The sequence below is a fragment of the Mesosutterella faecium genome (assembly GCF_022809315.2).
In the GTDB taxonomy this organism is placed as follows: domain Bacteria; phylum Pseudomonadota; class Gammaproteobacteria; order Burkholderiales; family Burkholderiaceae_F; genus Mesosutterella; species Mesosutterella faecium.
Genome location: NZ_JAKZJU020000001.1, coordinates 1,701,876 through 1,720,861, shown reverse-complemented (window position 1 = coordinate 1,720,861; position 18,986 = coordinate 1,701,876). Strand labels below are relative to the sequence as shown.

At 63.9% G+C, this 18,986-nt stretch carries 11 protein-coding genes; 3 read left to right on the top strand and 8 right to left on the bottom strand.

Annotation, left to right across the window (positions count from 1 at the left end; genetic code table 11):
• Nucleotides 1-2 precede the first annotated feature (2 nt).
• Nucleotides 3-1,226, bottom strand: coding sequence for an NAD(P)/FAD-dependent oxidoreductase (locus MUN46_RS07890; RefSeq protein WP_243376587.1), 1,224 nt, complete (start codon nt 1,224-1,226; stop codon nt 3-5).
• Between the two features lie 262 nt (nt 1,227-1,488).
• Here MUN46_RS07890 and purL point away from each other — a divergent pair, with 262 nt between their 5' ends.
• Both purL and MUN46_RS07880 read left to right on the top strand, forming a co-directional pair.
• On the top strand, nt 1,489-5,451 hold the full coding sequence (gene purL / locus MUN46_RS07885; RefSeq protein WP_243376588.1) for a phosphoribosylformylglycinamidine synthase: 3,963 nt from the start codon (nt 1,489-1,491) through the stop codon (nt 5,449-5,451).
• Nucleotides 5,452-5,562: 111 nt separating this feature from the next.
• Entirely contained in the window at nt 5,563-6,210 is a 648-nt protein-coding gene (locus tag MUN46_RS07880) for a LysE family translocator (protein WP_243376589.1), read from the top strand.
• A gap of 146 nt (nt 6,211-6,356) precedes the next feature.
• Here the strand turns inward: MUN46_RS07880 and MUN46_RS07875 are convergent, their stop codons facing one another.
• The 3 genes from MUN46_RS07875 to MUN46_RS07865 form a co-directional block, all read right to left on the bottom strand.
• Nucleotides 6,357-8,813: an autotransporter outer membrane beta-barrel domain-containing protein gene (locus MUN46_RS07875; protein ID WP_243376590.1), complete on the bottom strand. Its 2,457-nt coding sequence runs from the start codon at nt 8,811-8,813 to the stop codon at nt 6,357-6,359.
• Between the two features lie 639 nt (nt 8,814-9,452).
• Complete coding sequence (locus MUN46_RS07870; RefSeq protein ID WP_243376591.1) at nt 9,453-10,235, bottom strand: peptidylprolyl isomerase; 783 nt, start codon at nt 10,233-10,235, stop codon at nt 9,453-9,455.
• An 18-nt stretch (nt 10,236-10,253) separates the two neighbouring features.
• Nucleotides 10,254-10,892 (bottom strand): septation protein A, encoded by a 639-nt coding sequence (locus tag MUN46_RS07865; RefSeq protein WP_243376592.1) that lies wholly within the window; start codon nt 10,890-10,892, stop codon nt 10,254-10,256.
• Nucleotides 10,893-11,287: 395 nt separating this feature from the next.
• Here MUN46_RS07865 and MUN46_RS07860 point away from each other — a divergent pair, with 395 nt between their 5' ends.
• Nucleotides 11,288-14,005: a M16 family metallopeptidase gene (locus MUN46_RS07860; protein ID WP_243376593.1), complete on the top strand. Its 2,718-nt coding sequence runs from the start codon at nt 11,288-11,290 to the stop codon at nt 14,003-14,005.
• A gap of 472 nt (nt 14,006-14,477) precedes the next feature.
• On the opposite strand, the gene paeA is transcribed toward MUN46_RS07860, so the two are convergent.
• The 4 genes from paeA to MUN46_RS07840 form a co-directional block, all read right to left on the bottom strand.
• The gene (gene paeA, locus MUN46_RS07855) at nt 14,478-15,824 is read right to left on the bottom strand and encodes a polyamine export protein PaeA (RefSeq protein ID WP_243376594.1); all 1,347 of its coding nucleotides are present in this window, start codon (nt 15,822-15,824) and stop codon (nt 14,478-14,480) included.
• 137 nt (nt 15,825-15,961) lie between these two features.
• Nucleotides 15,962-17,221: a peptidase T gene (gene pepT / locus MUN46_RS07850; RefSeq protein WP_243376595.1), complete on the bottom strand. Its 1,260-nt coding sequence runs from the start codon at nt 17,219-17,221 to the stop codon at nt 15,962-15,964.
• 57 nt (nt 17,222-17,278) lie between these two features.
• A complete protein-coding gene (locus MUN46_RS07845; protein WP_243376596.1) occupies nt 17,279-18,328 on the bottom strand; it encodes a C40 family peptidase in 1,050 nt (349 codons plus the stop codon).
• A 142-nt stretch (nt 18,329-18,470) separates the two neighbouring features.
• A complete protein-coding gene (locus MUN46_RS07840) occupies nt 18,471-18,977 on the bottom strand; it encodes a hypothetical protein (RefSeq protein WP_243376597.1) in 507 nt (168 codons plus the stop codon).
• Between the last annotated feature and the right edge of the window lie 9 nt (nt 18,978-18,986).

Sequence of the window (18,986 nt, the reverse complement as noted above, 5' to 3'; positions counted from 1 at the left end):
GTTCAGTTTTCAAAGCGGTCCGGGCTGCAGGCCTTCCGCAGCGCTTCTGCGGCCGGGGATCCGCCGGAGTCTCCCGAGAGGGCCGCCCCGCAGATCGCAGCCGCGCCCCAGGCGCCCGAGAGCCCCCCGTCGGCGTGCGCGACGGAAAGGGCGAGGCCTTCAAGGGCCCGGGTCGTCCCCGCCGCCGGCAGTCCGTCGGGCAGGGCGTCGGCCTCTGCGCTCCAGAAGCGGACGGATTCGGGAACGAGCCTGATGTTGACAAGGCTGCCGAGCACCGAATCGTAAAGACGGTTGCATTCGGCCTTTTTCTCCTTTTCGGTCTGCGTCCCCAGAAAGAAACGGCCGCAGGCCCGGATGCGGGAGTCGGTCCGGCACAGGACGAAGGGCGAAGAGGGAAGCGCGATGCTGCAGGCGGGCAGGCACTCCTCGTTTTGGACCTCTGCCGTAAAGGTGACGCCCGTGAGCCCTGCGGCGGGCAGCTCCAGCCCGAGCGGCTTTAAAAGCTCCGCGGCTCCCAGCGCGTTGGCGAGAACCAGCGCGTCGCAGGGGAGCTCCCCGCCTTTTTCGAGCCTCACGCCGGCGACTCTTCCGCCCTTTTGCAGTATTTCGGTTACGCGGCTGCCGGGGCGGAAGGCAAAGCGCCCGTCCTCTGCGGTCAGAAGCTGCTCGAGGAGCCTCCGCGACAGATAGGTGCCGTTGCTCGAGCCCGCATCCGGCATGAAAAGGGCGGCGGAAAAGGGCGCCTCCTCCGAGAGGGCCGGCTCGCGCTCGAGCGCTTCCAGCCGGCTGAGGACGTCGACGCCTTCGGGCGGCTCCGAGAGCTTTCGCTCCTCACGCTCTCCGAGCAGGACCCAGAGTCCGTCAATGCGCTCGTCATCGATCCCGAAGCGCTCGAGCGTGGATTTGTGCATGCTGCAGGAAAACTTGAAGAAGTCCTCTGTAACCTTCTTATTTTCAACCGCTTTATTTTTTACTGCCTTTAAAGCCTTCAGGAACCGCCTGTTCTGCAGCCTGGAGGAAAAGGTGTCTTCAAACGGCACTCCGGGCGTCTGTCCCAGACTCCGCAGCAGCGCGACCGCCCGGCCCTGGAGGAGCCCCGGCGCGAAGGAGAGCCTCTGGTTCGGGCCCTTTTCCTGTTCGAGCAGCGTGACGCTCCAGCCTTTGGAGACGAGTACCGCGCTTGCGGCAATGCCGGAAATGCCTGCTCCCACGACTGCAGCATGCATGGTGAATGTCCAAAGCAGATAAAAAACCAAAAACAGAAGACATTCTAAAGGCAGAGGGCGGCGCGAGATGAACCCGGGGCGGTGCCGGAATAAAGCAGGGGGCCGGAGCTGACCCGCAGAACCCGGGCCGCCCGGCCGGCATCGCCCAAAGGCACTAGGAGATCCGCGGGCCGGCAATCTATAATGGAGCGTCTCTGATTTTCCCTCACTTGCACGCCGGCCGCCTGATTTTCTGCTCAGGCGCCGGCATAAGGCTTTGTCGATGACTACATCCGGCTGCATGTTTAAGCTCGAAGCCTCGAGCGCTCTTTCTGACTTCCGCGCCAAGCGGCTTCTGACGGCGATTCAGGGCGTCTGCCCTGAGGCCTCGGCCGTGAGCGGCCGCTACGTCCACTTCATCCACGCCTCCGAGCCCATGAATGAAGCCGACAGGGGCCGCCTTTCGCAGCTTCTCACCTACGGCTTTGAGTCTCCCGACGTGCGGGCGGACGCCTCCTTTCTCGTGATTCCCCGCCTGGGAACGATCAGCCCGTGGGCCTCGAAAGCGACGGATATCGCCCATAACTGCGGCTTTGAGCGCGTGCTGCGCATCGAGCGCGGCATCCGCTACAGCATCAGCTTCTCGGGAGCCGTCCCGGACGAGGCCGCGCTCACGCGGCTCACGGCCGTTCTCCACGACCGGATGACCGAGTCCGTCGTTCCCGCCGACTTCCCGCCCGAGAAGCTCTTCACCGAGCTTCCCGGCAAGCCGATGAGCGTGATTGACGCCTCGACCCCCGAGGAGGTGCACAGGGAGCTGCGGCGTGCGAACAAGGAAATGGGGCTCGCCCTTTCCGAGGGAGAAATCGACTATCTCGCCCGGGCCTTCGCGGCCGAGGGCAGGGGGCCGACCGACACCGAGCTCATGATGTTCGCGCAGGCGAACTCCGAGCACTGCCGGCACAAGATTTTCAACGCGACCTGGACGATCGACGGCAAGCCGATGGACCAGACCCTTTTCGGCTACATCCGCGAGACCCACAAGGCCCATCCGCAGGGCACCATCACGGCGTACTCCGACAACGCCGCCATTTATGAGGGCTCGCAGGTTCCGCGCCTTTACACGAGGCCGGGCGAGGCCACGCCCTTCGGCCAGTACTTCACCGAAAAAAACGAGCTTACGCACACGGTCTTCAAGGTGGAGACCCACAACCACCCGACGGCGATCTCCCCCTTCCCGGGCGCGGCCACCGGCTCCGGCGGAGAGATCAGGGACGAGGGCGCCACGGGGCGCGGAGGCCGCCCGAAGGCGGGGCTGTGCGGCTTCACGGTTTCGGCGCTTCATCTGAAGGATGCGCCTCAGCGCTGGGAAAACGACTCCGATGTGGTGAGCGGCGAGAAGACAAGCCGCGTCTACGGAGCGCCCTCGCGCATCGCCTCGCCCCTTTCCATCATGACCGAGGGGCCGATCGGGGCTGCGGCCTTCAACAATGAATTCGGACGCCCGAACATCGCGGGCTACTTCCGCGTCTTCGAGGCGAACGTGGGCGGCATCCGCTACGGGTACCACAAGCCCATCATGCTCGCGGGCGGCATCGGCAACATCCGCGACGATGAGACGAAAAAGCTGCCGGTGCCCGAAGGCGCCCTGCTCATCGTGCTGGGCGGCCCGGGCATGCGCATCGGCCTGGGAGGCGGGGCCGCGTCCTCCATGACGACCGGCTCCAACTCCGCGGCTCTCGACTTCGACTCGGTGCAGCGCGGCAACCCCGAAATGGAGCGGCGCGCTCAGGAAGTGATCGACCGCTGCTGGGCCTGCGGGGAGAGCAACCCGATTCTCGCCATTCACGACGTCGGCGCGGGCGGGCTCTCGAACGCGATGCCGGAGCTCGCCGAGATGTCGGGCCGCGGCGCGCGCTTCGACATGAGGAAGATTCCGGTCGAAGAGTCCGGGATGAGCCCGCTTGAAATCTGGTGCAACGAGTCTCAGGAGCGCTATGTCATCGCGGTCCTGCCGGAGGATCTGGAGCGGTTCGATTCGTTCTGCCGCCGCGAGCGCTGCCCTTACGCCGTCATCGGCCATATTTCTTCCGACCAGCGCCTTGTCGTTTCGCGCGGCGACGGAACCCAGGATCCGGTCAACATGCCGATGGATGTGCTGCTGGGCAAGCCGCCCCGCATGCACAGGGATGTCCGCCACGTGAACCGCGCCCTCGCTCCGGTTTCCCTCAAGGGAGTCACCCTGGCCGGGGTGATGAAGGACGTGCTGCGTCATCCGACCGTCGCCTCCAAGTCTTTCCTGATCACGATCGGCGACAGGGCCGTGGGCGGCCTCACCTGCCGCGACCAGATGGTCGGGCCCTGGCAGGTCCCGGTGTCCGATGTCGCTGTGACCGCGCTTTCCTTCCAGAGCAACAGGGGCGAGGCGATGGCGATCGGCGAGCGCACGCCGCTGGCCGTGATCAGCGCGCCGGCGGCCTGCCGCATGGCCTTCAGCGAGGCCATTACGAATGCCGCGGCGGCCGACATCGATATCTCCACGCTGAAGTTCTCCGCCAACTGGATGGCCTCCTGCGGCAGCGAGGGAGAAGACGCCAAGCTCTATGACGCGGTGAAGGCGACGAGCGAATTCTGCCGCACCCTGGGCGTTTCCATCCCTGTGGGCAAGGACTCCTGCTCGATGAAGACGGGCTGGACCGACGAGAAGGGCGAGGCTAAGTCCGTGACCTCCCCGGTTTCCATGATCGCCTCGGTCTCGGGTCCCGTCGGCGACATCCGGCTCACGCTCACCCCGCAGCTGCATCCCGAGACGGCCTCAAAGCTGATCGCCGTGGACCTGTCCGAAGGGCGCGACCGGCTGGGCGGCTCCATCCTCGCCCAGGTCGTCCAGAGCTTCGGCGACGACTGCCCCGACATGGAGGATCCGGAAAAACTGCGGGCTTTCGTCGGCGTGATCCGCTCCCTCGCCGCCGAGGGCCGCATCCTCGCCTACCATGACCGTTCTGACGGCGGCTTTGCCGCGGCCGCCGCCGAAATGATGTTCGCGGGCCACTGCGGACTGTCCTTTGACGTCGCACCGCTGCTTCGCGGCGGAGACCGCTCCGAGGAGTCGGTGCTGCGCACGCTCTTCAACGAAGAGGCGGGCGCTCTGCTGCAGGTGAGGGAGGAGGACGCCGAGATCGCAATGGAGCGCTTCCGCGCGGCCGGCCTCGACCACGCGGCCGTGTTCGTCGGGGCGCCGAAGAACGATGACCGCCTCAGCATTCTGGCCAACGGCAAGGAACTCTACTCGGACTCCCGCGCCGACCTCCAGAAGGCCTGGAGCGAGGTGTCCTGGCAGATCGCCCGCAACCGCGACAACCCGGCCTGCGCCGACGCCGAGTACGAGCGCATTGACAATCCGGCCGACAGCGGCCTTTACATCGAGACGCACTTCGATCCGCAGAACAATGTCGCCGCTCCGATGATCAATACCGGCGCGAAGCCCAGGATGGCGGTGCTGCGCGAGCAGGGCGTCAACTCTCAGCATGAGATGGCCGCGGCCTTCATGCACGCGGGCTTCGAGGTCTGCGACCTGCACATGACCGACCTGCTCACCGGGCGCGTCCAGCTCGACGGGCTCAAGGGCATCGCCGCGGCGGGCGGCTTCTCCTACGGCGACGTCCTCGGCGCGGGCGGCGGCTGGTCCCGCTCGATCCTCTTCAACGAAAAGCTGGCCGAGCAGTTCGCCCGCTTCTTCGAGCGCAGGGACACCTTCGGGCTGGGCATCTGCAACGGCTGCCAGATGTTCTCCGAGCTTCGCTCCCTGATCCCGGGGGCCGAGCACTGGCCGAGGTTCGTGCGAAACCTCTCCGAGCAGTTCGAGGCGAGGCTCGTTCAGGTGAAGGTCGAGAAGAGCCCCTCCATTTTCTTTGAGGGAATGGAAGGCTCCTCGATGCCGGTCGTGAACGCGCACGGCGAAGGCCGCGTGCTCTGGCGCGCCGCAGAAGACGCCTCGAAGGCCCTGGTGGCGGCGCGCTACGTCGATCCCAAGGGCGAGCCCACCGAAGTCTATCCGTTCAACCCGAACGGGTCCCAGGCCGGCGTCACGGCGGTTACGACCCCCGACGGCCGCTTCATGGCGATGATGCCGCACCCGGAGCGCTCGCACAGGGCCGTGCAGCTGTCCTGGGGAGCCTCCGAGCTCGACGGCGAGTGGAGTCCCTGGATGCGCATGTTCTGGAACGCCCGCCGCTGGGTGGGGTAGAATAAACGCCCTTCAGAACCGAAGCTGACGGTTCAGCCTTCCCCTCCTTGAAGAGGGGAAGGCCGTCATTAAGAGGTGAATCCAGCGACCTCCCTTTTTAAGGAGATCCAGATGGATTTCTCTTTGTGGCTTGCGTTTCTGTCCGCAAGCATTTTCCTGAGTTTCGTCCCTGGCCCGGACAATATTTTTGTGCTGACGCAGTCCGCGGCCTTCGGCTTCCGGGCTGGCTTCTATGTGGTGACCGGGCTCTGCACGGGGCTTGTGTTCCAGACCCTGTGCGCCTCGCTGGGACTTGCCGCGGTCGTGGCCGCGAGCCCCTGGCTTTTCGGCGTGATCTGCGCGGCCGGCGCCTTGTATCTCCTCTGGCTCGCCTGGGGCGCCTGGCACGCTCCGGTGTCCTCCGCGGGCTCCGGCTCTTCGCCCCGCTCGGTGTCTCTCACGCCCGCAGGGGCCTGGCGGCGCGGCACGATCATGAACATCACCAATCCGAAGGTCCAGATTTTTTTCCTCGCCTTCTTCCCGCAGTTCCTCTCTCAGGGCTCGAAGGCCTGGCCCGTCTGGGGCCAGATGGCGGTCCTGGGCGTCACCTTCATCGCCTGCACCCTGGCGGTGTTTTCGATCATCGCCTTTTTCGCCGGGTCCCTCACCGCGAAGCTCAACAATCCCCGCCGGCAGAAGCTCATGAACCGCGGCACTGCGCTGGTTTTCGTTCTCCTCGCCTCTTCGGCCCTCTGGGAGATGGTTCAGCGGGTCGCCTGAGATAAGGCGCGCGCAGCAGGGAGCTTTCCTTCCGGCCGGTTTGGAGCGGGCAGAAAAAGGGCCGGGACTTCTTTTCCCTTCAGGAAAAAGCCCCGGCCCTCAAGCTTTTAAGGCGGGAGGCCCTGCAGCCTCTGCCCTTGGCCAGATCAGAAGGCGCAGCGCAGGCCCGCGTTCACCTGCCACTTGGTCTTGATGTCGCCCGCCGAGCTCTTTTCGAGATCCGCGTAGAGGAAGACGTTCCGGCTCAGCGTGAAGTCCGCGCCGATGCCGTAGCTCACCCAGGTGTCGCCGCCGTCAGCCTCGCGGCGGTACACCGCGTCGCGGCCCGTGAGCACCACGCTGCGGTCGCCCGAGAATTCGTGGTAGAGGTCGAACTTGAGGTAGACCTTCGAGGGCGCGAGCGACTCGGAGAACCGGAAGTCGCGCCCGAAGCGCACCCCGAGCCTTCCGATCACGCTGTCGGTGGAGTCCTGATGGACCCGGATGCCGTTGCTCAGCCTGTAGCTCGCGCTGTCGAGATAGGTGTAGACCAGCTGCGCCTGGGGCTCGATCATCAGGCCGTGCGGGAGGTCAAAGCGTTTCCCGCCCTCGAGCGAGAAAGACCACGCGTTGTTGCTGTAGGAAGCGTCGGCTTTCTGGCCGCCGCTCGTGATCGTGTAGTCGTCCTTGAGGTGCGTGTATTTTCCGATGACATCGGCGTAGCAGCCCGCGTCATTGCTCCAGGAGAGATAGAGCGAGGCGCCCACCGAGTCGAGGTCGCCCGAGCCGTTCGTGAACTTCGGGTCGTTGTCGGTCGTGTGCACGGCCCCGCCCAGGATGAAGGTTCCGGAGCTGTTCTTCGGGCGGAAGGCGTAGTCCGCGCCCAGCTGGTAGAACTGGTAGTTGTTGCGGAAGCTGCCGTTCGCGTTCGAGGTCATGCGGCCGGCCTTGGTCCGCACCCAGACGCCCGCGGTGCCGGCGCCGTAGCGGCGGATCTCGCCCATGCGCTTGTTGAGCGTGTCGAGCTCCAGGAACGAGGTGGCCGCGGCGTAGTTAAGCGAGGCGTCGGCGATCACAACATCGGCGGCCGGAGTGGGATCCTTCTGCAGCCCCACGATGTACCAGTTGGTGCCGTATTTGTTTTCGTCCGTGCTGTTGACGTCCTGGCTGACGACCGGCGTGTAGTCGTAGACGAAGCCGTCGGAGAGCTCGGCTTTTTCGGTGTAGGCGCTGAAGGCGACGCCTGCGGGCGTGTTGGCAAACCAGATCGGGCTCTCGCGGCTCACCCCGTCAAGCTTCAGCCGGTCCACCGGAAGGACCTTGAATGAGCCGCTGCCGGACTTCACGTAAAGGAAGTCGTTGTGCCCTTCCGCCGCCGTGTGGCTTGAATCCTTTCCCTCCCAGTCGCTGTCTGAGACCTCGTAGCCCGGCTCCTGGAGCGGGCCGCTCTTGTTCGAGGCCGTGAGGTCCATGAGGAAAACGCCGCCTTCGCCCGAGAGGCTCGCGATGGAGAGCTGCTGGGTGAGGCCGGATTTTCCGGTGTGGCGGTTGAAGCCGTGCAGGTTGACGATGCCGCCGTCCTTGAGCTCGAGGTTCTGCATCACTTCAATCGGCAGATCCGGGACCCACTGTGCGCCGTTGGAAAGCGAAACCGTGAGGCTGCTCTTGTCCGAAAGGTTTGTGCCGTGGCCGTGCCAGTAGGACTCGGCGGTGTCGAGGTTCACGTTCATCGTGCCTTTCTTCACGTCGAGGTTGCCGAGCAGCTGCACGGTGTGGCCGCCCGCCTGGTTCACGCTGACGGTGCCGCCGTATTTGGCCGACAGTGCGTCGTTCTTGCTCATGCCGGGGCCGTAGTCGGAGCTGTAGGCTTCCGTCAGGCCGTCGACCAGATTGGTGTTGACGTAGGTGTTCCCGTTGAGGTTGACGAAAACGCCGGTGCCGGAGGCGTACACGCCGTTGTTGGCCACCTCGGCCTTGTCCTGCCAGTCGCTGTCGACGCGGACGATGCTGCGGATGCTGAGGTCGCCCACATTGACGGTGACCGGAGCATAGCCTCCGTCATTGATGACGGCGAGCGCATTGGGGTTGATGTGGTAGCCCTTGAGCGAAACATCCAGGTTCGCGCTGTATTTGTCGATGTTGAAGACCGCCTGCTTCAGGTCGCTTTCATGCCAGTAGTAGCGGATGTACAGGCCTCCGGTGCGCACAGGCGTCACGCGGCCGTTTTCGTCCTCAACGCCGTTCGTCCACTTCTTGTCGTTCACAATGTCGCCGGTGAGGCTCAGGTTCATTTCCGAGAAATGAAAGGTCCCGTCGCTGCCCGGCTGGAGATTGCCTTTGATGAAGTTCGCGAGGTAATAGGTTGTTTCTTCGTATTTGTCGACGAAGCCGTTCTTGATCTTCAGGTCCACCAGATAGCTGCCGTTCTCCGCCGCGAGCTGGTAGTTCGCGCCGGGCAGGTATCCGAAATAGGAATGCCCGGGAAGATCCGTGGGCTTGGAGACGGTGTTCGAATAGGAGAAATCGGCCGAGGCCGGCGCGGAGAGAAGGCAGAGCGCCGAAGCAAGCGCCGCCGCAAGCAGGGGCTTGCCTAGGGTCGTCTTTTGTACGTTGTATTTGTTCATAATCAATCTTTTATCTTGTAAGAGGTTGGTTAGAGGCGACTTGGTGTTGGAGCCTGGGATCTCCTCACTGCCCCGGCCGGACAGTTCCGAAGGCAGCCTGTAAAGCGAGGGGCCCGGGCGCGGTTTCCTTGTCCCCCTGGGCATGGGGAAAGGGGGCGCAGAGGTCTTCCGTTTGTAAACCAGTCCTTACAATCGTAAATTCTTATAAGTCAATATCCCATCCGGGTTAACGATCATGCGGCAAAGCGGACGAGGAGCCGCGAAAGAGGGAGGGAGGGCTTGAAAGGCTGAAAGAGGGGAAAGCCAGGCAGCTGAGGCGCCGGGGGAAGAGGAGGGGGGGAAAGAAAAAGCAGCAGTTCAAGGGCCGCCGGAGAAGGCGGAGGCTGCTCAGGGGGCACGGGGCGTGTAAGCAACGTGAGGCGGCAGGGCCCCCGTACCTGGGCTTTCCCTGCTCCGGGGCCCGCGGGCCGGCCTGTCCCGCTGCCGGACGCGAGGGCTAAGAAAAAGCAGCGGGCGCGTTTCCCGCTGCTTTCGGCCCCGCTTCTCCCGCCTGAACTCCCGGGTCCCGGGGGAGAACGCTGAGGCTTGACCCCGGGCGCTTCGAGAAGCGCTCAGGGCAGGTTCTTTACCGCAAGGGAGTTAATGGATGCTCGCCTTGCTGCGAAGCGACTCGATGTATTCGAACACCTTTTTCTGGACGAGCTCCTGGCGCAGGGTCGGCTTGGCGTGCTCATAGGCCGGGAAAAGCTCGGCGGGGCGCGTCGCCTCAACCAGCAGGATGTGGTACCCGAACTCGCTCTTTACGGGATGGCTCGAGACTTCGCCCACCTTCTGCGCCTTCATCGCATCGGCGAAGGGCTTCACCATCGAGGAGGGCGCGGCCCAGTCGAGGTCTCCGCCGTTGTCCTTGGTGCCGTTGTCGATCGACACCTCGCGGGCCACCTTGGCGAAGTCCTCGCCCGCGCGGATGCGCTTCAGGGCGTCTTCGGCCTCTTTCTCAGTGTGCGTGAGGATGTGGCGGACATGGTATTCGGTGGCGCCGTACTGCGCTTTCTTCTGGTCGTAGTCGGCGCGGATTTCCGCTTCCGCCACAGGATGATCCTTCAGGTAGCGGTTGAGCGCGGCGCCGGCCAGGATGCGGCTGCGGCTCTGGGCGAGCAGCTCGACGACGTTCTGATCACGGTCGAGCTTCTGGCTGAGAGCGGCGTCCACCAGAAGCTGTTCGCCGATCAGGCGCTCGCGGACGTCCTTTTCGAGCTGGGGCGTGCGCTCCTGCCCCTGGGCCATGGCGGCCTGGATGATTTTTTCCTGGGCCGCGGCAGAGATCTTCGTGCCGTTGACCGTGACGTCGGTCACGGCGGCCAGGGCGCTGTGTGCGGCCAGGACGCCTGCCGCGGCGAGAACTACCAGTTTCATGTTCATGATTGAGTTTCCCATCAGTCAGTTGTTGTCTTGGACAGGCTTTTTAGCACCCTGCGCGGCTTCCTCCGGCGCGTGCTTGGCCATATAGATTCCCATGACGAGCGCAAACCCGAAGGTGAGGCCCAGAAGTCCGAACAGCTTGAAATTGACCCAGGTTTCAGTCGAGAAGCTGTAGGCGACGAGAAGGTTGATGACGCCCACGACGGCGAAGAAGCCGATCCAGGCCCTCTGGAGCGTTTCCCAGACATTGGCGGGCAGCTCGATCTGCCGGCCCATGATTTTTTCCATGAAGTTGCGCCGCGTGAGGCTGCCGAAGGTGAGGATCGCAGCGAAGACCCAGTAGAGGATGGTGGGCTTCCATTTGATGAAAAGGGGATTGTGCAGCCAGAGCGTGAGGCCGCCGAAAATGGTGACGATGCTCAGGGAGAGCCACAGCATCATCTCGACCCTGCGGCCGCGCAGCAGCACCGTGGCGACCTGAATGACGGAGGCCGCGATGGCGATCGTTGTTGCGCACAGCACCGGGGCCTGGGCCGGATCAATGCCGCCCCCGAGCAGCGCGTTTGTGACCGACATGGCGGTGTCGATCTTGATCTGCGCCACCTTGAAGGTGAGGAAAAAAAGGATGACCGGAAAAAGGTCAAATAAAAGCTTCACGACAGTCCTTTCATTTGGGCAGGCGGAAAAAAACGCCCGGACTTGATTTGAGATTTTTGAAAGTTAGCACAATCAGTGCGCGGCTGCATGGGCGAGGGGAGCCCCGCAGCTGCGCCTCCCGTGCGCCGGGCAGCCGGGGCCCCCGGCCCTGTTTTCAGGCCTCCCGGGAGCTTTTCAAGGGCTGCTGCCGCTCATGGCGCGGTAAAACTTGCGGTAACATTTTCAACTTCCGGATACACGTCTTCACACTTAAAATTCCAGAAGTTTTCTGTGCCCGCGGCCGAACTGCGCGCCGCAGAGGCGGTCCGCCGGGCCCCGGCTGCACGGAATCCGCAGGCTGAATTTACACCGATGAGGCGTGATTAACAGTGAAGAATTCATTTTTAAAAATCATCATGGTTACAGGAACAGTGGCTGCGGGACTCGCCGCAGCACCCGCAGAGGCGGCTCCCGCCTCTGCCGCAGTCAAGGTGGCGACCGTTGAGGGCATTACGGAATACCGCCTTCCCAACGGGCTTTCAGTGCTTCTTTTCCCTGATCAGTCCAAGCCCACGGCGACGGTCAATATGACCTACAAGGTCGGGTCGCGCAACGAGTCCTACGGCGAGACGGGCATGGCCCATCTGCTCGAGCACCTGATGTTCAAGGGCTCCAAGAATTTCCCCACGCCCACGGCGGAGTTTTCCCGGCGCGGCTTCCGCATGAACGGATCGACCTGGCTCGACCGCACCAACTACCACGTGTCGTTCACGGCAAACGACGACAACATGGACTGGGCGCTGCGCTGGACGGCCGACGCCATGGTGAACTCCTTCATCTCGCGCAAGGACCTCGACTCTGAGATGACCGTGGTCAGGAACGAGTATGAGATGGGCGAGAACAGCCCCGTGTCCGTAGTGCTCAAGCGCATGCAGTGCCTGCTTTTCGACTGGCACAACTACGGCAAGCCCACGATCGGCGCGAGAAGCGACATCGAGAACGTGGAGATCGAGAATCTCCAGGCCTTCTATCACCGCTACTACCAGCCGGACAACGCGTTCCTGACGGTGTCCGGAAAATTCGAGCCCAAGGCCGTTCTCTCCGAGATCGAGCGGATTTTCGGGGCGATCCCGAAGCCCACGCGGAAGCTGCCTCGCGAGTGGACCGTGGAGCCCACCGCGGACGGGGAGCGCTTTTTCACCGTCCGCCGCCCGGGCGAGGCTAAGCTGGTCGCCGTGGGGTACCGGGTCCCGGCAGCGAGCAGCCCCGACTTCGTCAAGGTCGACCTGGGGCTGTCCATTCTGACCGACAGCCCCAAGGGGCGCCTCTACAAGGCGCTCGTCGACACGGGGCTCGCGGGGCAGGTCTTCGGATTTTCCATTGCTGCCAAGGACCCCGGCTTCGTCTTCATCGGCGCCAAGCTGAAGAAGGACGGCGACGAGCAGAAGGTGAAGCAGGTGATGCTGAAGGTGCTCGAGTCCTCGTTTGCCGAAAAGCCGATCACCAGGCAGGAGCTTCAGACCGCCGTTCAGGATGAGCGTACGGGCTACGACAGGCTCTTCTCCGATCCCGAGAATTTCGGCGTCGAGCTGTCCGAGTACATCGGCATGGGCGACTGGCGGCTGTTTTTTGTGAACCGCGACGAGCTCGCGAAGTTGAACGAAAAGAACGTGGCTGAGGCGGTTCAGCGCTATTTCGTGCGCGACAACCGCGTGGTCGGGATGTTCCTGCCTGAAGACAAGCCGCAGCGCGCCCAGATGCCCGCCCCGGTCTCCATCCCGAAGCTGATCGCCTCGCACACCTTCAAGTCCGAGGGCCAGGCGGTCGATGCTTTCGACTCCTCCCAGGACAACATCAATGCGAAAACCCAGGTCGTCCGCGCCGGGGCGCTTCGCATGGCGCTTCTGCCGAAGAAAACCCGCGGCGGCGTTGTGACGGTTGAAATCAAGCCGCGCTGCGGAGACCTGAAATCCCTGGAAGGCCGGCAGGTGCCCAAGCTTTTCATGGAGTCGATGCTCACCCGCGGCACCCGCGATCTCACCTATGAGCAGATCACGGATGAATTTGCGAGGCTCAAGATCGACGGCGACGTCACGTCCTTCACCACGGACCGGGAGCACATCGCCGAGGCGCTCAGGTTTGTGGCCCGGGTGATGAACGGCGCCGCGATCCCGCAGTCCGAGTTCGACAAGCTGAAGCGCGTCATCAGCACGTCGCTGCAGTCGAAGCTCGACGATCCCACCAGCATGGCGGTCGATGCGCTGCAGAAGCACTTCAGGACTTATCCGCTCGGAGACCCGCGCACCCGTCTCACGAAGAAGGAGACGCTCGAAGCGATCCCGAAGCTCACGCGCTCTGAAGTGGAGTCCCTCTATCAGCAGATCTTCCAGACCGCTCAGGCCGATATCGCCGTGGTCGGCGACTTCGACCCCGAGGAGGTCAGGCGCGTGATTGAGAGCTCCTTCACCCGTAAGGCTCCGGTGCAGTACAAGAGGATCGACGCCGAGTACCGGCCGGTCGCCGCGGCCCGCATCGTGATGGATGCGCCGCAGAAGGAGAACGCCTTCATCATCGCCCGCCGGGACTTCGCCGCGAACATGGACGATCCGGATGCGGCCGCGCTCATCACGGCCGACTGGATCATGGGAGGCGGCTCGGGACTGTCCAACCGTCTGGCGACGAGGCTGCGCCAGAAGGACGGCCTGTCCTACAGCGTGTACAGCTCCGTGTCGCTGCATCCGTTCGGCAACCGGGCTTCCTGGATCGCCCTTGCGATCACGGCGCCTCAGAACCTCTCGCACGCAGAAAAAGACATGCGCGAGGAGATGGACCGGATCGTGCGCGAGGGGGTGACGGCCAAGGAGGTTGAAGAGGCGAAGAAAGGCCTGCTTCAGTCCCGCGCCGTCAACCGTTCGCAGGACGACATGATCGCCGGCGGCTGGGTCTCCTACCTGGAGGAGGGCGCCGACTGGAGCAAGAGCAAGAAGCTCGACGAGGCGATTGCAAAGCTCACGCCTGAGGACGTTAACCGTGCCGTGCGGCGCATGATCGTCCCCTCGGAAATGACTTTCGTCCTTGCGGGCGACAAGGACAAGGCAAAGAAGGCCGGCAAGCCTTTTGACGCCATGCCCTGAACGCGTTTCCTTTTCAAGGGGGCGGCCGCGCGCCGCCCCCTTGTGGAAAGCGGACCCCGCGGAAGACGCTCTGCAAAAGGGCGTCTTTTTTTGTTCTTTAAAAGCCGCCGGCCGTAAAAGATAGTGCAGGCCCGCGCCTTCAATCCCTGGCAGCAGCTCCTGCCGGACGGGCTCGCTTTTGGGGAGGCAGCGCCCCGGCGTAGGGGCTCCTCAAGGGAAAATCCGCGTTAAAAGCCGGCTCAACGCCCGCACGGCGGAAAAATCGCCGCGCTCCTGGACCCCAAGGCGGCGCGCTTCAATTAAGGACTCCTAAAGCGGCAGGGGGAGCAGGGCACCTGGTTTCCCTTCCCGATGGCAAGAGGCTGCTTTAAGGTGCGGAGGCAGCAAAGTACGGAGGCAAAAAAAAGGGCTGCACCCGGACCGGGTCCGGGTGCAGCCGCTTCTATTCTTTTGAGCACGCAGTCAGCGGCTTTCAGCCGTTTGTTTTCGGCTGATCGGCCGGGGCGGCCTGGGCTTCGGCCGCGGGCTTGACCGCCGGCAGCTTTGTCACCAGCAGCTGGTCGACCCTGTTCTTGTCGATGTCCATCACTTCGAAGCGGTAGCCGTTGAAGAGCACTTTATCGGCCCGCTTCGGGATCCGGCGCAGCAGGTACATGATGAGGCCGCCCGCCGTCTCATAGGGCGGGTTGTCCTCGATCTGGTCCAGGTCGAAGTAGTTCTGCAGATCGTAGATTGGCGTCGAGCCTTCCACGAGCCAGGAGGACTCGTCGCGCTGGATGATCTGGGAGTCCTCGTCCATGCCGACCATTTCGCCCATCACGGTGTTCATGACGTCGTTCAGGGTGATGAGGCCCGCCACTTCGCCGTACTCGTTGATGACCACGACGAAGTCGGCGGAGGTGTTGCGGATCACCTCGATCACTTCCGACATGGAAAGGGTTTCCGGGATGAGCTTCACCGGCGAGAGGATGCCTTTTTCTCCAAGGTCCAGCTTCTTGTCCTCGACCAGGTAGCGCAGCAGCTGCTTGCTGTCGATGTAGCCCACGACGTTGTCGAGCGTCTTGTCGCACACGAGGAACTGGTGGTGGGGATGCTCGGCCAGCTTGCGGCGGATGCTCTCGTCGGAGTCGCTGCGCAGGAAGTAGACGATGTCCTCGCGGTCGGTCATCACGGTGCCCGCGGTCCGGTCTTCAAGCGAAAAGATGTTTTCAATCACCGAGCGTTCGGTGGGATCGATGAGTCCTTCGCGCACGCCGGCGTTGACGGTGGCCATCACGTCGGCGGTGGTGACGTGGTCGTTCGCGTGGATCGGCAGCCCCGTGCGCTTCATCACCTGGGTGGTGATGGTGTTCAGAAACCAGACGATGGGGCGCAGCACCTGGTTGAGCCACGAGATCGGCCGCACGATGAGAACCGCGCAGGACTCGGGGATCGCCATGGCCATGCGGCGCGGGATCAGATCAGCAAAGAGCACGAAAAGCAGCGTGGCAAGGAGGTAGGCGCTCCAGAAGGCGAGGGTGTGCGTGGCCTCGGGGGAAGCCACCATGCTGTAGAGCCTTGTGAAGGGAGGAATGAAGGCCGCCTGGCCCAGAATGCCGCCCGCGAGCGCGAGGGCGTTGACGCCGATCTCGACAATGGAGAACATGGCTCCGGGCTTTGCCTTCAGAGCGATGACCTCGCGGGCCCGGGAATCTCCTTCTTCCGCCAACGCCTGAAGCCGCATCTTCTTCGAAGCGGCCAGTGAAATTTCAGAAATTGAAAAAAACGCTGAAAGAAGGATAAGGACCAGCAGCCCGAAAATCTGCAGTACGGTATCCATAGCGAACATCCATGAAAAGGCCGCCGTGCCGTCTGAGGGAGGCAGGGCAGCTTGTTTTTAAATTTATATTTAATTCTTTTATATTTTAAATTTATTTTGGCTGCCCTGCGGGCCGCGGCGCCCGCAGCAGGCTCTTTTCATGAGGCGCTGCGGGCGATGAGGCTGCGCACCGCGGCCGCGGCTTTCTCGAGCGACGGGACCGGCAGGCACTCGTAGATGCCGTGGTAGTTGAGGCCGCCGGTGAAGAGATTCGGACAGGGCAGCCCCGCGCGGCTGAGAAACGCGCCGTCCGTGCCGCCCCTCACGGGCAGCTCGACGGGCTCCACCCCGGTGCTTCGGATGGCCGCCCGGGCCCGCTCGAGGACATCGCTGCGGCGCTCGATGTAGCGCTTCATGTTGTAGTACTGGTCCCGGATCGTGATGTCAGGGCGGGGAGCCCGGCCGCAGTCAAAGCCCTCGGCGAGCTGCCGCAGGCGGCTCTTCCTCTCTTCAAAGGCCTGGTCGTCATGGTCTCGGATGATGATCCGCAGCTTCGCCCGCTCCACCGTTCCGGAAATTGAAACGGGGTGGAAGAACCCCTCGCGCCCCTTCGTGCGCTCGGGCGACTCGGCCTGGGGCAGCTCGAGCACAAAGCGCGAGGCGAGCTTCACGGCGTTCACCATCTTTCCGCAGGCGCTGCCCGGGTGGACGGAGATGCCCGTGAAGGTGATTTCGGCCTCGGCCGCATTGAAGGTCTCGCTGTCGAGCCCTCCCACTTCGCCGCCGTCGACCGTGAATCCGTAGGAAGCGCCGATGTCAGTCACCGAGAGATGTTCGGTTCCGCGGCCGATCTCCTCATCGGGGGTGAAGAAGACGCGGACCGCTGCGTGGGGCTGCTGCGGGTGGCGCCTGAACCAGTCCAGGGCGTCCATGATGGCGGCGATGCCGGCCTTGTCGTCGGCGCCCAGCAGCGTCGTCCCGTCCGTGCAGAGAATGTCCTCGCCCCGGTGGGCGTCAAGTTCCGGAAAGAGCGCGGGCGAAAGCATGACGCGGCCCTGCGGGTCAAGCTCTATCGGCTCACCGCTCCAGTGCTCCGCAACCTGGGGGCGGAGACCCTCGTCCGAGGCCTCGGGCGAGGTGTCCATGTGGGCGATGAGGGCGAGGACGGGAGTCCTCTCCGCGCCCGGCGTGGCAGGCAGGGTGGCCGAGACGACACCGAAAGGAGAGAGTGCTGCGTCGGCGAGTCCCAGCTCCAGCAGCTCGCTGCGCAGAAGCCGGGCCAGACGCAGCTGCTTGGCCGTGCTGGGCGAGGTGCTGCTGTCGGGGTCGGAGGCGGTGGGAATGAGGGCGTAGCGGATGAAGCGGTCCAGAAGGGGCGTTTTGCGCTCGTAGAGCTCATAAGGGATGGGGCGGACCATGCGTTTCCTCCTAGGGAAAGATCGACAATGAGGCGCCTGGCTCTGGCGCCTTGAGGCTCAGGCGGCTCTGTGCTTTTTGCTGCCGGAGCGTCCCGCAGTCTGCTTCGCCGCGGGCTTTCGGGCGGAGGAGCGGGCGCTCTTGGCCGAGCGGCTCCGCGCCGAGGCGGTCTTCACCCGCGGGGAAGCCTTTGCAGCGGCGGCCGCTTTCGCCTTTGCCTTGCCGTGAGCCCTGCGGGCGGAAGCCGTTTCATGGCTCTTCGTCTTTTTGCCGGAGGCGGCAGGCAGCGCCCGGGCGCTGCCGAGCGTCACTCTCCTGCGGCCCGTCTGCTCGGGCTCCATGGCGTTCAGCCTCAGAGGCGCGGCTTCGCTGTCCTGAACCACGGAATAAAGCGGGTCGGCCTGATCAAAGCCGTCCGAAGAGGCTATGCCGTAGGTCGCCTTCTCCTCTTCGCTCATCGACTCGAGCGTCCGGCTGATCTCGTCGGCGTTGAGGAGGTTTTCGCGCAGCTTCAGGCCGCGCACATGGCGGACGGTGTAGAGGCGGTTGCTCCAGTAGCCCTTGATTTCGGTCTCCTGGACGAGCTTGCCGCTGCGCGGCGCATGGATGAAGTGGCCCGGAGAGGTGATGATGCCGCTGTGGAATCCGTTCGGGCCCCGGCCGGTTTTAAAGACCACGATGTCTCCGGGATGGGCCTGCGAGAGATCCACTTCGTCGCCCACCTTCGCCTGCAGCGTGGAGACCCGGGGCAGCTCGATGCCGTACTGGCGGTACACCCACCAGACCAGGCCCGAGCAGTCGAATCCTTCGCCGGGTTTGCTGCGGCCGACGCGGTAGGGCGTGCCGATCTGGGAGCGGGCGGAGTCGGCGAGCCGCAGCCCGAAGCGATGGCGTTCCGTTCCGGAGGGGCCGAGTTCCAGAGGGGAGTCCTGGGGGAGGCCGGCCAGGCTGTCCGCTCCGTCAGAGAAAACGGAGGCAAGAGGGTCCGGCTCTGCGGGATCGGCAAAAGCCGCAGGGCAGCAGGCGGCGGTTCCCGCCGCGAAAAGCAGCGCGGCGCGGATCAGCGCCCGGCGGAAAGCCGGGAGAACGAAAGGGATTCGGGATGACATAACCCGGCTATTCTAACGGCTTCTAGGGGAAAATACGACCCTGCCGCGCCGCCGGATTGTGAATTTGAGGCGGTGAATTTGTAAAAAAAATTAAAAGCGGTGAAAGGGAGGGGGCTCCGGCGGCGCGCCGGCAGCCCCCGGATCAGGCAAGGAGCCTGTCGTCGGACGGGGAGGCGGCCTGGATGCGGACCCTGAGCCTGCAGCCGTCGTCCTTGGGCTCGCAGACGAGGACTTCAGCCCGCAGAGGGGCTTTCCGGACCGCGGCCGCGAGCTGCCCGTCCTCTTCGACGTTCAGGAGTGCCGCGGCGTGGTAGTGCCCGTGCATGAGCGAGATCACCGAGCCCCGGCTCTTTTTTTCGCGCCCCATGAGCCGCAGCGTGAGCTCGTCGCCGGGTTTCACGTGCGCGAGGGCGTAGGGCGCGTCCACGATCGCGGGCTCGGCCTCGACAAAAGGCCTTGAAGCGTCCGCGGTGAAGCGCCGCGCGATGAGATAGCTGTAGCGGCCGGATAGCCAGGCGTACATCAGGATCACGGGAATGGCGATCGCGAGGCACACCCAGGCTTCGCCCGTGAGCCCGCCGGCTATGCCGGCCCCGAGCAGGAAGAAGCAGGTGACGAACTGCAGATGGCGGATGATGAAGGCAAGCATCGCTTTTTC

What these genes read in the sequence shown, in the direction of transcription:
- MUN46_RS07880 (WP_243376589.1), top strand. Translation starts at nt 5,563, where the DNA reads ATGGATTTCTCTTTGTGGCTTGCGTTTCTGTCCGCAAGCATTTTCCTG.
- paeA (WP_243376594.1), bottom strand. Translation starts at nt 15,824, where the DNA reads ATGGATACCGTACTGCAGATTTTCGGGCTGCTGGTCCTTATCCTTCTT.
- MUN46_RS07845 (WP_243376596.1), bottom strand. Translation starts at nt 18,328, where the DNA reads ATGTCATCCCGAATCCCTTTCGTTCTCCCGGCTTTCCGCCGGGCGCTG.
- MUN46_RS07860 (WP_243376593.1), top strand. Translation starts at nt 11,288, where the DNA reads ATGGTTACAGGAACAGTGGCTGCGGGACTCGCCGCAGCACCCGCAGAG.
- MUN46_RS07840 (WP_243376597.1), bottom strand. Translation starts at nt 18,977, where the DNA reads ATGCTTGCCTTCATCATCCGCCATCTGCAGTTCGTCACCTGCTTCTTC.
- pepT (WP_243376595.1), bottom strand. Translation starts at nt 17,221, where the DNA reads ATGGTCCGCCCCATCCCTTATGAGCTCTACGAGCGCAAAACGCCCCTT.
- MUN46_RS07890 (WP_243376587.1), bottom strand. Translation starts at nt 1,226, where the DNA reads ATGCATGCTGCAGTCGTGGGAGCAGGCATTTCCGGCATTGCCGCAAGC.
- MUN46_RS07875 (WP_243376590.1), bottom strand. Translation starts at nt 8,813, where the DNA reads ATGAACAAATACAACGTACAAAAGACGACCCTAGGCAAGCCCCTGCTT.
- purL (WP_243376588.1), top strand. Translation starts at nt 1,489, where the DNA reads ATGACTACATCCGGCTGCATGTTTAAGCTCGAAGCCTCGAGCGCTCTT.
- MUN46_RS07870 (WP_243376591.1), bottom strand. Translation starts at nt 10,235, where the DNA reads ATGAACATGAAACTGGTAGTTCTCGCCGCGGCAGGCGTCCTGGCCGCA.